This is a genomic window from Achromobacter spanius (assembly GCF_002966795.1).
Lineage (GTDB): Bacteria > Pseudomonadota > Gammaproteobacteria > Burkholderiales > Burkholderiaceae_B > Achromobacter > Achromobacter spanius_D.
This window is the reverse complement of sequence record NZ_CP023270.1, coordinates 6,149,038-6,161,713: the sequence shown is the minus strand read 5'-3', so window position 1 is coordinate 6,161,713 and position 12,676 is coordinate 6,149,038. Positions and strand designations below refer to the sequence as shown.

Below are 12,676 nucleotides of genomic sequence, written 5' to 3'. Positions count from 1 at the left end.
CCATCTCCTGACTGCCGAATCATGCCTACAGTGATTTTCTGGTGCATTCTGGCGGCAGCCTTGGGGTTGGCCTGGTTCGTGACCGGCGCGCTGCGCCGGTACGCGCTGGCCAGCCGCAGCCTGCTCGACGTCCCGAACAGCCGCAGTTCGCATGTGGTGACGACCCCGCGCGGCGGCGGCGTGGCGTTCGTGCTGAGCTTTCTGCTCGGCCTGCCGGTGCTCGTCGTGCTCGGACTCCTGCCTGCGGTCACGGCCATTGCGCTGGGCGGGGCGGGCACGGCAGTTGCCGTCATCGGATTTCTGGACGATCGCGGCCATGTTGCCGTGCGGTGGCGTCTGCTGATTCATTTCGGCAGCGCCGCGTGGCTGATGGCGTGGTTTGGCGGTTTGCCGGCCGGCGTGTTCGGCCAGGCGTCCGCGTTCTGGGCGGCAGCCGCCAGCGTGCTGGGCGTTTTCGCATTGGTGTGGCTGCTCAATCTTTACAACTTCATGGATGGCATCGACGGCCTGGCGGCTTCCGAAGCGATCTGTGTGGCCGTGGGCGGCAGCGCGCTCTATGTTCTGACCGGCCATGACGGCGCGGTTGTGGCGCCGTTGCTGCTGGCCGCCGCGGTGGTCGGATTTCTGTTGTGGAATTTCCCGCCGGCGCGCATATTCATGGGCGACGCGGGCAGCAGCTTTTTGGGGATCGTGCTGGGTGGGCTGGCGCTTCAGGCCGCGTGGCAGCAACCCGTCCTGTTGTGGGCATGGATCATCCTGCTGGGCGTGTTTGTGGTGGACGCAACCTGGACGCTGCTGCGACGGCTTGGACGGGGCGAGCGCGTTTATCTCGCCCATCGCATGCACGCCTATCAGCATGCGACGCGCCGGGTGGGCGCGCACAAGCCGGTCCTGCTGACGGTCATTGCGCTGAATGTGTTCTGGCTGTTTCCCATTGCGCTGTGCGTGGCGCGTGGCTGGATGTCGCCGGTGGCAGGCGTGCCGTTGGCGTATGGTCCCCTGCTGGCGCTTGCGATAGGCTGCAAGGCCGGGCAGCCCGAGAACGCCGGGCAGCGTCCGCAGGCGTCTTAAGGCTGCACTTGAGGCCGCGCGGCGCAGCCGCAACCCGGCCGGGGGCGCTACTCTGCCCGCGCTGGGCGTAAGCCGTATTGCTACACTTCCGTTTCGTGTCTTGAATCGGAATCACGAAGACCAGGCGCCACGTAGAACGAGCAGCACGATTGCCGGCAGATGCCGCTCGGCCGTGGCGGCAAAAAGGGACAAAAAGAGACGATGGCGAGATCGCTAGTGATTATCGGGGCGGGTATGCACGGGCGCGCGGTGGCCGAGGCCGCCGAACTCAGCGGAAACTGGCAGGAGATCCTGTTCGTTGACGACCGCTGGCCGGCCATCCAGGAGGCCTCGGGGCACAAGGTCGTGTCCAACCTTGCCGGTTTGAGCGGTCTGGCGGCCAACGATGCGCAAGCGATTGCGGCGGTGGGCAACAATGCGTTGCGCGCCACCTGGGTCACGGCCATCCAGGATGCGGGGCTGCCTCTGGCAACCGTGATCCATCCTGCGGCGTCCGTGAGCCCCAGCGCCACCATCGAAGCGGGTACGGCCATCCTGGCGATGGCGATGGTCGGCGCCAGTGCCTATATTGGAAGGGCGTCGATCCTGAATGCGCACAGCACCGCGGATCACGACACCCATCTGGACAGCTACGCGCACCTGGGTACCGGCGTGCAGTTGGCCGGCGGGGTGAAGATCGGCGCGGGCGCCTGGCTGCAGGCCGGGTGCTGCGCGGGGTATGGCGTGGTCGTTCCCCCCGAAACGGTGTATCCGCCGGGAACCGCGCTGAGCAGTTGATTCGCTTGACCGAATTTGTTGTCAATCCTTTAACTGGACGCAGCAGGACGTAGACCGTGCCGTTACCCATCGCATTTCGTTCACTCATGGTGTTTCTATTCGACCTGTTTGCGGCGCTCGTCGCATGGGTGGGTGGTTTTCTGCTGCGGTTCAATTTCGAATGGCCGATCGGCTATGGCGATCAGATGCTGTTCGGCCTGCCGCTGCTGCTTGTCGTTCACGCCATCGCCTGCCGCTGGGCCGGCCTCTATCGCGGCATCTGGTTGTTCGCCAGCCTGCCGGATCTGAAGCGCGTGCTCAAGGCCGTGGCGGTGTCGGCAATCGCGCTGCTGATCGTGGCCAATCTGGTCCCGCCCTCGTATTCGATTCCCCGCTCGCTGTTCCTGCTCTATCCGCTGCTGCTGCTGCTGTTCATGGGCGGTGGCCGGGCCACGTGGCGGATGTGGAAGGAACACCGCCTGTACGGCGGCCTGATCGCCCAGGGCAAGCCGGTCGTGCTGGTGGGCGCCGGCAGCCGCGCGGCCTCGCTGGTGCGCGAGCTGGAGCGCAGTCCGGAATGGCAGGTCGTGGCGCTGGTCGATGACAATCGCAAAAAGTGGGGCCGTGAGCTGGGGGGCTATCCGGTCGTGGGCTCGCTGGACAGCCTGCCGGGCGTGCTGCAGGAGTTCAAGGCGCGGCACATCATCCTGGCGATGCCGAGCGCGGCGGCCGAGGTCAAGCGCCGCGTGACCGAGCTGGCCGTGCATTCGGGCGCGCAGGTCTTCGTGCTGCCTGAAGTGGACGACCTGATGAGCGGCCGCGTCGCCATCAGCCAGATGCGGCCCGTGGAAATCGAGGATCTGCTGGGTCGCGACCCGGTGCAGATCGACACGGCCAATGTGAGTACGATGCTCAGGGGCACCACGGTGCTCGTCACGGGCGCGGGCGGGTCGATCGGCAGCGAACTGTGCCATCAGCTGGTGCGTTTCGCGCCCGCGCGCGTCGTGCTGGTCGAGAGCAGCGAATACGCGCTCTACGTGATCGAGCAGTGGTTTTCGCAACATTGGCCCGGCGTCAGCCTGGTCACGCTGGCGGGCGACGTGAAGGACGCGGACCGCATGGACGAGATCTTTGCGCGCTACCGGCCGCAGGTGATCTTCCACGCCGCGGCGTACAAGCATGTTCCGCTGATGGAAGTCGACAACGCCTGGCAGGCGGTGCGCAACAACGTGGGCGGCACGCTGGTCGTGGCCCAGTGCGCGCAACGGCACAAGGCAGAGCGGTTTGTCTTGATCTCCACCGACAAGGCTGTCAATCCGACCAATGTGATGGGCGCCACCAAGCGACTGGCGGAAATGGTCTGCGAGGCCTTTCATGCCGAGAACGGGGTCACGCGTTTCGGTATCGTTCGCTTCGGCAACGTGCTGGGAAGCACCGGCAGCGTCATTCCCAAGTTCCACCAGCAGATCCAGCATGGCGGGCCCGTGACGGTCACCCACCCGGACATTACCCGCTATTTCATGTCCATTCCCGAGGCCGCGCAGCTGGTGCTGCAGGCGGCCGCGATGGGCGAGGGGGGCGAAATCCACGTGCTGGACATGGGCTATCCGGTCAAGATCGTGGACCTGGCGCGCAACATGATCCGGCTGTCGGGATACGACGAAGATCAGATCAGGATCGAGTTCACCGGATTGCGCCCGGGCGAGAAGCTCTACGAAGAATTGCTTGCCGATTGCGAACAGACGCAGCCGACGCCGCATACGAAATTGCGCATCGCGCGCTCCCGCCCGGTGCCAACGGATTTCCTGCGCGAATTGACCGCGTGGCTGGAAAGCGGAAAGACGTTCGCCGACGAGGTTGTTCGCGCGGGTCTGTTGCGGTGGGTGCCGGAGTACACGCCGAAGGTCCATGTCAATGGGCACGAGGACGTTGCGGCCGCAGCCGCGCGCACGGCGGAGTCGCCATGACGGCCGGCATCGATACGCGCCGTGTCGGCGTGCTGGGTGCGACCAGCCTGGTGGGCGCCGCGCTGCTCGCCGAGCTCAAGGCCCAGGCATTCGCGCCCATCGCGTATTCGCGCCGGCGCGGCTCCTCCACGGACGACGGCGTTCAGTGGCGCGCGCTGCCCGATGCCGGGGGCAAGCCGGAATCGGTCTTTGGCGGCGAACACATTCCTGTCTGGGTGTCCCTGGCACCCATCTGGATCCTGCCGCAGTATTTCGAGGCGCTGCGCGCCAGCGGCGCCAAGCGCATCGTCGCGCTGTCGTCGACCAGCCGGTTCACGAAGACGTCTTCCTCGGTGGAGTCCGAGCAGGCCCTGGCTCGCAAGCTGATCGACGCCGAGACCGCCCTGATCGAATGGGCCGAAGCGTCCGGCATCGAATACGTCATCCTGCGCCCGACCCTGATCTACGGCGGCGAGAAGGACGGCAATATTTCCGAAATCGCCCGGTTCATCCGCCGGTTTGGCGTGTTTCCCGTGTTTGGCGCCGCGCGGGGCTTGCGGCAGCCCGTCAAGGCCGCGGATATCGCCGCGGCCAGCGTTGCGGCCGTCAGTGCGCCTGCGGCGGCCAACCAGGCGTACAACCTGTCGGGCGGCGAAACCCTGCACTACCGCGAGATGGTCGCGCGGGTGTTCGCGTCGATGGGCAAGCGGCCCCGCATCCTGACGGTGCCGCTGGGCGTCTTCAAGCTTGCGCTGACCGTGGTGCGGCGTGTGCCGCGCTACCGGCATTGGTCCGTCGGCATGGCCGAACGCATGAACGAGGACCTGGTGTTTCCGCATGACGCCGCCCAACGGGATCTGGGCTATCGGCCGTCGGCATTCGAACCGTAGGCCTCTGCCCGCGCCTGCGCGCGCCGCGCAAAATTTTGCCCCTTGGGACGCCCCAGACTCATGGAGGGGACGGTTTGTTGTAAATTGCCGGAATTCTCGGGATTTTCCATCGCCTTCCAACGGGTCAATGCAATCGTGATTGACCCTTGCGCACGGCCTGAACCTCTGCTTTCTTCTTGATGCCCACTCGCATTCTCATTGTCCGCACGTCCTCGCTGGGCGACCTCGTCCACATGCTGCCTGCGATCACGGATATCGCCCGGCACGTGCCGGACGCGCAGATCGACTGGGTCGTCGAGGAAGCGTTTGCCGAGATCCCGACGTGGCATCCCGCCGTCAACGAAATCATCAAGGTCGCGCACCGGCGCTGGCGCAAGTCGTGGTGGTCCGCCCAGGTGCGGGCCGAGCGCCGCGCGCTGCGTGAACGGCTGCGCGCCGTGCGCTACGACGTGGTGCTGGACATGCAGGCCCTGCTGAAATCGGCGTGGCTGGTGCGCCAGACGCAGGGCGTCAAGCACGGCCTGGACTGGCGCTCTGCCCGCGAGCCGCTGGCCTCGCTGTTCTACAACGTGCGTCATCGCGTCGAGTTCTGGCAGCCGGCGGTGATCCGCCAGCGCAAACTGGCAGGCCTGACGTTCGGCTATCAGCATGCCGGCCTGCCGGATTTTGGACTGCAGGCCTTCGCGCGCCAGGCGACCCAGGCGCCCGAGCCGGTCGTGGAAGTGGGCAGCGGCGGCCTGAACGCCGCCGAGCTGCCCCGGCTTCACCACCTGGACACCGATCGCGGCTATGCGGTGATCATGCCGTCGGCCAGCCGTGACGACAAGCTGTGGCCCGAGGAAGACTGGCGCGTGGTGTTCCGCCGCCTGCGCGAGGCCGGTTGCACGTTAAAGCTGCTTGCCGGCAACGAGCAGGAAGCCGAGCGTGCTCAACTGCTGGTGGCCGGCATGGAAGGCGCCGAGGTCATGCCCCGCATGGATCTGTCCGCCGTGGCCAAGCTGCTGGCTGGCGCGCGCCTGATGGTGGGGCTGGACAGCGGCCTCACGCACCTTTCCGCCGCGCTCGGCCGTCCCACGATCGGCATTTACCGGGCGTCCACGCCCGTGCGCACCCCTCTCGTCGGCTCCAACTACACCGCCAGCCTGGGCGACCGCGGCGCCTCGCCGTCGCGCGAGGCCGTGATGGCCTCGGTCGAGCAGGCGCTCGCCGCGCAGTGACATGAACCGCGGCGTCTACACGCTTGGGCTTCGGGCTCTCGCGCCGCTGATCTGGTTTTGGATGGCCCGCCGCGCCAAACGCGCCGGCGGCCACTGGGAGATCTTTTCGCCCGAGCGCTTCGGGCGTTCCGATCCAGCCTCCGTGTTGCCGGACAACCCGGTCTGGGTGCATGCCGTCAGCCTGGGCGAGACCCGGGCCGCATTGCCATTGCTGAATGCGCTGCTGGCGCGCGGCCTGCCCGTGCTGCTGACGCATACGACGGCAACCGGCCGCGCGGAAGGCGAGCGTCTGTTCAAGGACGCCATCGCGCAGGGACAACTTCGGCAGGTCTGGCTGCCCTACGATTTTCCCGGCGCGACCCGCCGCTTCCTGGCGGCGCATCGGCCGCGCTGCGGCCTCCTGATGGAACGCGAGATCTGGCCCAACCTGCTGGCCGCCGCGCGGCAGGCGCGGGTGCCGATGGCGCTGGTCAGCGCGCGCTATTCCGCGTCGTCGCTACGGCAGGCGCGCCGGATGGGCGGCGTGATGCGCGAGGCGCTGGCCGGGTTGGACAAGGTGCTGGCGCAGACGGCGGAAGATGCCGGACGGCTGGCCGAGGCGGGTGCGCCGGCGGCCGTCGTGACCGGCAATCTCAAGTTTGACCTCGTGCTGCCGCCCGCGCAGATTGAGGCGGGGCGCGCGTGGCGCGCGCAGCTCGGCCGGCAGGTCGTCGCGGTTGCCAGCACGCGCGAGGGCGAGGATGCGCCGTTCATCGAGGCGATCAAGCGGCACGCGGCCGTGCCGGGCGCGCCGCTTTTTCTGCTGATTCCGCGCCATCCCCAGCGCTTTGACGAAGCCGCGCGGCTGCTGTCGGACGCGAAAGTGGGTTTTGCGCGCCGTTCCGAAGGCACGCTGCCGCCGCCGGACGCTGCCGTGCTGGTGGGAAATACGCTGGGCGAGATGGCCTTCTATTACGCGGCCTCGGACGTCGCGATCGTGGCCGGGAGCTTTGCGCCGCTGGGCGGCCAGAACCTGATCGAAGCCTGCGCGGCGGGCGTGCCCGTCATCGTCGGGCCGCACACGTTCAATTTCAAGCAGGCGGCCGAAGACGCTGTCGAGGCGGGCGCCGCGTTGCGCGCGGCCGATCCGGCGCAGGCGGTGGACGCGGCGATCGCGCTGCTGCATGACACGGCCCGCCGGCAAGCGGCGAGCAAGGCGGCCCGCACGTGGTTCGACCAGCATGCGGGTGCGACGGGGCGCACGATGGCCGCGTTGGGGCCCTGGCTGGATGGACGGGCGCCGGGCCGTTAAGAGACAAATCGGCCTGCGGCAGGCAAGAGGCCGATCGACCCTCGGCCGTTAAGGCGATTTGCGCGGCGCGAGTGTGACCGCGCCCGCATTCAATTCCTGGCTGAGTCGCCGCGCATCGCGGCCTTCGTCTTCGGGCCGGGCGCCCAGCCAGCCTTGTCCCAGCGCATAGACGCCCAGGTTCGCCAGCAGGATCAGGATGAAGAGCACGCGCATGTCGGGCCTTCGTCAGGGAGTGGTGTTCAGGGTGGCGCGCGCCACGGCGGCCAGTCCGTCCAGAACGGGATGGTCCAGGTAGACCGGAACCGGCGTCGCGCCGAACGCGCCGCCCGCATCGGCCAGCAAGCGTTCGATTTCCTGGTGCACTTCGGGCCAGCCGCCGCCGGCCGCGTAGATCTGCGGCGTCTGGCCATAGCGCTGGCGGCCCGCCAGCCATTGGCGCACGACGGCGCCGGCCTGCGCGGCGGCGATGCCCGAGGCGATGGCCTCGTGCGTGTCCGTGGGGTAGGGCACGACCTGGCCGTTGGCGATGGGCAGGTTGGCGGTGCCGTGGGCAAGCGAGGTGCGCATCATGGCCGGGCCCGGCAGGATCAGGCCGCCCGCAAAGACGTTGTCCGGTCCGACGGTGTCGATGGTGGTGGCGGTGCCGAAGCTGGCCAGCACGAAGGGCGGGTGCGTGCCCGGCAGGCGCGACAGCACGCCGAGCAGCGAGGCCCAGCGGTCGGCGCCGAGCTGCGTGGGGGTGCGATAGCTGTTGACCAGACCCAGCGTCGTCGCTTGCGACGGCGACCAGGTGACGGCGCAGCCGTGCTTTTGCAGGATGGCCGCGATGGCGTCGCCACGCGTCGCGCCAGCGACATTCACGCCCAGCGCGCGCCGTGGCGGCCGGGGCAGGGCGGCAAGCCAGTCATCCAGCGCGTTCAGGTCCAGGCCGTCGAAAGCGACGGCCGCGGGCTCGCGCGGCATGTCCGGATTGCTGGCGTCCAGCCAACCCACTTTGAGGCGGCTGTTACCGGAGTCGATGAGAATAATCATGCTTGGCGTCGAATCGAAATTTCACCGACCGAGATCGGTGTGGCGCCCTCGGGCGTTTGCACCAGCAGGCGTCCTTGCTCGTCCACGCCACAGGCGGTGCCGCTTAGAAGAATAGCGCCCTTGTCCAGCACGTTCACCTTGCGGCCCGCCAGCGCGTCCACCTGGTCGAAACGCTGCCGGAAGGCGCCAAAGCCGTCGCGCTCAAGCGCGCGGACGGCCTCGTGCCACGCCGCGGCGCTGGCGCAGATCAGGTCCGCGGCCACCGCTGCGCGCGCGGCGCCGGCCTGCACCTGCGTCCAGTCCGCGATTTCGCGGCCCAGGGCGAGCGACAGCGCGGCCGCATCGGCAAGATTGACGCCCATGCCGATCACCACGGTGTAGCCGGTGTCGCGGCCGCCCGGATTGCGGGTGGTCTCGACAAGAATGCCGGCCAGCTTGGCGTCGTGCCATTGAATATCGTTGGGCCATTTCATGCAGAGGCCCCGCGACGCCGGCCCGGCAACGGTGCGCAGCGCTTCGCAGGCGGCCACGCCGGCAAGCGGCGATAGCGCCGCCAGCTGCATGGCGGGCAGATGCACGTCGAAGGCGCACGAGAACATCAGCGTGGATCCCTGGCGGTTCTGCCACGGACGGCCGGCGCGGCCGCGGCCGGCGTCCTGCTGATGGGTGCCCAGCAGCCAGGGCTTGCCCGCGCCGGCGCCCGAACGCGCACGCGCCAGCAGGTCGGCATTGGTCGATCCGGTGGTGCCGGTCCAGGTGACGTCCTGGAAGGCGGGCAGGCGGTCCGCCAGCGTCCGGGCAAGCATTTCCGGGGCGGGCAGGTCGATGGAGCAAACGGGGGCGGGCATGGCCGCGATTGTAGGGCACGCGGGCCGCGCTCGCGGCTGCGGGGCGCCAGCGTTTATGATTGGCGATACATTTTTGCATCCGCACCCCGACGACATGCCGCATTCCGCATTGCTTGCGACCGCCGCCGCGCCCTTCCGCCACGAAGGCGGGGTTTGCCACGTCGGCGGCGACTGGAGCGTCCTGGCGCTGGCCGAGTCGGGCGAAGTGGAACGCAGACGCGAGGCGCTCGCGCGGGCCGCCAAGGAGGGCGCGCGCTGGGACCTGCACGCGATCCACCGGCTTGACACCATCGGCGCGCTGATCATCTGGCAGGCCTGGGGCGAAAAGCTGCCCGAGCGTGTGCGCTGGGGCGCTGGGCAGCAGGACGTCTTCAACGCGCTGGCGATGAACAAGGGCGAAACCCCCGCGCCCGCCGCCAAGCCCGAAACCTGGACGTGGGTGCGCGCCACAGGCGGCGCGGTCCTGCGGGGCGCCGAAAACGGCAAGGCCCTGCTCGTCATGCTGGGCCAGCTGGTGCTGGATGTGGGCGCCATGCTGCGCCGGCCCTGGCTGGGCCCCTGGCGCGAGATCTCCGCGCAGGTGTACCGGACCGGCGCGCAGGCGCTGGGCATCACGGCGCTGGTGGGCTTTCTGATCGGCGTGGTGCTGTCCTACCTGTCGGCGCAGCAGCTGCAGATGTTCGGCGCCGACCGCTTCATCGTGCGCCTTCTGGGCGTGTCCATCGTGCGCGAGCTGGGGCCGGTGCTGGCGGCCATTCTGGTGGCCGGCCGGTCGGGGTCTGCGATTACGGCGCAGATCGGCGTCATGCGGGTCACGCAGGAACTGGACGCCATGCTGGTCATGGGCATTTCCCACGGCCAGCGGCTGATCCTGCCGCGCGTGGTGGCGCTGGCGATCACGATGCCGCTGCTGGTGCTGTGGACCAGCGCGATGGCGCTGCTGGGCGGCATGCTGGCGGCGCAGGCGCAACTGGGCGTGTCCGCGCAATGGTTCCTGCAATCGCTGCCGGATGCGATCACACTGACCAATTACTGGATCGGCATGTTGAAGGGCGTGACCTTCGGCATCCTGATTGCGCTGATCGCCTGCCATTTTGGCCTGCGCATTCAGCCCAACACCGAAAGCCTGGGCCGCGGCACCACCACATCCGTGGTCACGTCGATCACGGGCGTGATTTTGCTGGATGCGGTGTATGCGGTCATCTTCAGCTCGGTGGGCATCTGATGAACAACGCCACTCAGAATCGGCTGTTCACCGAAGAGGGCGTGACCGTCGAGCCGGTCATTACGGTGCGCGGCCTGCGCACCGCATTTGGCGACCACGTCGTGCACCAGAACCTGGATCTGACGGTGTTTCCGGGCGAGATCCTGGTGCTGGTCGGCGGTTCGGGCACGGGCAAGACGGTGCTGCTGCGGCAGATCATCGGGTTGGACGTGCCGGCCGCGGGCACCGTGAAGGTGCTGGGACACACGCTGTCGGAACTGACGCCGGGCGAGCGCCGGCGCCTGTCATACCGGTGGGGCATGCTGTTCCAGGCCGGGGCGCTGTTCTCGGCGCTGTCGGTGTTCGACAACGTGGCGCTGCCCCTGCGCGAACTGCGCACGGTGCCGGAAGACCTGGTGCGCGACGTCGTCATGTGCCGGCTGGCCATGGTGGGGTTGTCGTCGCGCGATGCGGACAAGCGGCCCTCGGACCTGTCCGGCGGCATGGTCAAGCGCGTGGCGCTGGCGCGCGCGCTGTCGCTGGACCCGGAATTGCTGTTCCTCGATGAGCCCACGGCTGGACTCGATCCGCTGCGGTCCGACGAGTTCGTGGACCTGGTGCGCAGCCTGCACCGGCAGCTTGGCTTTACCGTCGTCATGGTGACGCACGATCTGGACACGCTGCTGGCGCTGGCCACGCGCGTGGCCGTGCTGGCGGAGAAGCGGGTGATCATTTGCGACACGGTGCCTGAAGTCCTGAAGTTCGATCACCCGTTCATTCATACATTCTTCCTGGGCGAGCGCGGTCTGCGCGCGCTGGGAGACCTGGCACCGAAGGGAATGCACCATGGAAAACCGTAGTCATGCGCTCATGGCCGGTATCTTCACGCTGGTCCTGCTGGCTGCCGCGACGCTGACGGCCATCTGGATCGGCCGCGACCGGACGCAATTGCAGCCATACGAAATCATCTCGGCCACGGCCGTCACGGGCCTGAATCCGCAGTCCGCCGTGCGCTACCAGGGCGTGCCCGTGGGCCGCGTGCAGTCGCTGGCGCTCAATCCCAACAAACCCGGGCAGGTGCGCATCCGCATCGGCGTGGCGCCCAACACGCCGATCACCGAATCGACGTGGGCCGAGCTGGGCGTGCAGGGCGTGACCGGCATGGCCAACGTGGACCTGCGCGACGACGGCTCGTCGCTCAAGCGCCTGACCTCCACCGCCGAGCATCCGGCGGCCATTCCGCTGCGTCCGGGCTTTCTGGACCGCATCGAAAAGCGCGGTGACCAGCTGATCTCCAACGTCGAAGTGGCGACCGAACAATTGAAGCGCGTGCTGAGCGAACAGAACGTGCAGGCGCTCACGGCCAGCCTGCAGAACGCCAACGACATCTCGCTGTCCCTGAAGGAAGCCAGCCGCGACCTCGCGCCCACGCTGGCCAAGCTGGGTCCGCTGATGGATTCGCTGAACAGCACGTCGCGTCAGGCCGACCGCGCCGCGCGCGAGATCGGCGACCTGGCCCAGCAGGCCCGTCAGTCGCTGGCGCGCCTGAATGCGCCCGATGGCCCGCTGGCGGTCGCCACGCGCAGCCTGAACGACATCGCGCTGGCCGCCGCGCGGCTGGACGGCGAGACGCTGCCGGCCTTCACCACCATGGCGAACGACGTCAGCACGGCCGCGCGCGGCGCGGCGATCACCCTGCGCCGTGTGGACAACACGCCGCAATCGTTCCTGTTCGGTCCCCCGCCCATCGCGCCGGGACCCGGCGAACCCGGCTTTGCCGGATTCCGGAGATAGACCTCATGAAGATGCGCAGCGCCATTCTGATCCTGACCCTGGCCCTGGCCGGTTGCGGCATCGGCCGCGTGGACGCGCCGCCCACGCTGTTCGACCTGGGGCTGGACGCCCGGCCCGTGCCCGCCTTGCCTGCACGCGATCCGATCGCGCTGACTTTCCAGTCGGCGCCGGGCCTGACCGACACAGGCATGATCTGGCGCGTGGGCGACAGCGCCGCGCCGCGGTCCTATGCCACGTACCGCTGGGCCGCATCGCCCGCCGACCTGGTCCGGCAGCGCATCACCGATCGCCTGTCGCGTCAGGGGGCCGTGCTGAGCGATCGCGTCACGCTGCAGACGCCGCAACTGCAGGTGTCGCTGGCGCAGTTCGAGCAGGTCTTTTCCGAAGACGGCCAGTCGAGCCAGGGACGCGTCCTGCTGCAGGCGGTGCTGCTGGACGGCCGCCACGTCGTGGACCAGAAGCGCATTCTGGTGGCTGCGCCCGCACCCACGCAGGATGCCGAAGGCGGGGTCGCGGCGCTGCGCCAGGCCACCGACGAGGCCAGCGACCAGCTTGCGCAATGGCTTGCCGCCACCCTGCGGCCGCCCGCCGCCGCCGCGCGCGGAAAGTGAGCGGCGGCTCGCGTCA

The 12,676-nt window shown here is 68.4% G+C and carries 13 protein-coding genes; 10 read left to right on the top strand and 3 right to left on the bottom strand.

Going from position 1 to position 12,676, the window contains the following annotated elements; all coding sequences use genetic code 11:
- Nucleotides 1-21: 21 nt before the first annotated feature.
- The 6 genes from CLM73_RS27970 to CLM73_RS27945 all read left to right on the top strand — a co-directional run bounded on the left by CLM73_RS27970 (nt 22) and on the right by CLM73_RS27945 (nt 7,171).
- The gene (locus CLM73_RS27970) at nt 22-1,071 is read left to right on the top strand and encodes an MraY family glycosyltransferase (RefSeq protein ID WP_105241198.1); all 1,050 of its coding nucleotides are present in this window, start codon (nt 22-24) and stop codon (nt 1,069-1,071) included.
- Between the two features lie 234 nt (nt 1,072-1,305).
- Entirely contained in the window at nt 1,306-1,848 is a 543-nt protein-coding gene (locus CLM73_RS27965) for an acetyltransferase (protein WP_234015768.1), read from the top strand.
- An 86-nt stretch (nt 1,849-1,934) separates the two neighbouring features.
- Entirely contained in the window at nt 1,935-3,794 is a 1,860-nt protein-coding gene (locus CLM73_RS27960) for a polysaccharide biosynthesis protein (protein WP_105241197.1), read from the top strand.
- The gene (locus CLM73_RS27955; protein ID WP_199778216.1) at nt 3,791-4,663 is read left to right on the top strand and encodes an SDR family oxidoreductase; all 873 of its coding nucleotides are present in this window, start codon (nt 3,791-3,793) and stop codon (nt 4,661-4,663) included. The genes CLM73_RS27960 and CLM73_RS27955 overlap by 4 nt, the downstream gene beginning before the upstream one ends.
- A gap of 179 nt (nt 4,664-4,842) precedes the next feature.
- On the top strand, nt 4,843-5,880 hold the full coding sequence (gene waaC / locus CLM73_RS27950) for a lipopolysaccharide heptosyltransferase I (RefSeq protein ID WP_056571182.1): 1,038 nt from the start codon (nt 4,843-4,845) through the stop codon (nt 5,878-5,880).
- Nucleotide 5,881: 1 nt separating this feature from the next.
- Nucleotides 5,882-7,171, top strand: a complete 1,290-nt coding sequence (locus CLM73_RS27945; RefSeq protein ID WP_105241196.1) for a 3-deoxy-D-manno-octulosonic acid transferase — start codon at nt 5,882-5,884, stop codon at nt 7,169-7,171.
- A 48-nt stretch (nt 7,172-7,219) separates the two neighbouring features.
- On the opposite strand, the gene CLM73_RS29190 is transcribed toward CLM73_RS27945, so the two are convergent.
- Genes CLM73_RS29190 through CLM73_RS27935 form a run of 3 tightly spaced genes read right to left on the bottom strand, consistent with a single transcriptional unit; the run spans nt 7,220 to nt 9,051 of the window.
- Nucleotides 7,220-7,384 carry a hypothetical protein gene (locus CLM73_RS29190; RefSeq protein WP_199778215.1) on the bottom strand — a complete coding sequence of 55 codons (165 nt, stop codon included), beginning with the start codon at nt 7,382-7,384 and terminating at the stop codon, nt 7,220-7,222.
- Nucleotides 7,385-7,396: 12 nt separating this feature from the next.
- A complete protein-coding gene (locus CLM73_RS27940) occupies nt 7,397-8,203 on the bottom strand; it encodes a type III pantothenate kinase (protein WP_105241195.1) in 807 nt (268 codons plus the stop codon).
- Nucleotides 8,200-9,051: a biotin--[acetyl-CoA-carboxylase] ligase gene (locus tag CLM73_RS27935; protein WP_105241194.1), complete on the bottom strand. Its 852-nt coding sequence runs from the start codon at nt 9,049-9,051 to the stop codon at nt 8,200-8,202. Before CLM73_RS27935 ends, CLM73_RS27940 begins: the two co-directional genes overlap by 4 nt.
- Before the next feature lie 94 nt (nt 9,052-9,145).
- Here CLM73_RS27935 and CLM73_RS27930 point away from each other — a divergent pair, with 94 nt between their 5' ends.
- From CLM73_RS27930 to CLM73_RS27915, 4 genes are read left to right on the top strand one after another with little or no spacing between them, the layout of a single operon-like run.
- A complete protein-coding gene (locus tag CLM73_RS27930; protein WP_105241755.1) occupies nt 9,146-10,276 on the top strand; it encodes an MlaE family ABC transporter permease in 1,131 nt (376 codons plus the stop codon).
- Nucleotides 10,276-11,115 (top strand): ABC transporter ATP-binding protein, encoded by an 840-nt coding sequence (locus tag CLM73_RS27925; protein ID WP_105241193.1) that lies wholly within the window; start codon nt 10,276-10,278, stop codon nt 11,113-11,115. The genes CLM73_RS27930 and CLM73_RS27925 overlap by 1 nt, the downstream gene beginning before the upstream one ends.
- On the top strand, nt 11,102-12,049 hold the full coding sequence (locus CLM73_RS27920) for an MlaD family protein (protein WP_175124878.1): 948 nt from the start codon (nt 11,102-11,104) through the stop codon (nt 12,047-12,049). Before CLM73_RS27925 ends, CLM73_RS27920 begins: the two co-directional genes overlap by 14 nt.
- Before the next feature lie 5 nt (nt 12,050-12,054).
- On the top strand, nt 12,055-12,660 hold the full coding sequence (locus tag CLM73_RS27915) for an ABC-type transport auxiliary lipoprotein family protein (protein ID WP_105241191.1): 606 nt from the start codon (nt 12,055-12,057) through the stop codon (nt 12,658-12,660).
- Nucleotides 12,661-12,676 lie beyond the last annotated feature (16 nt).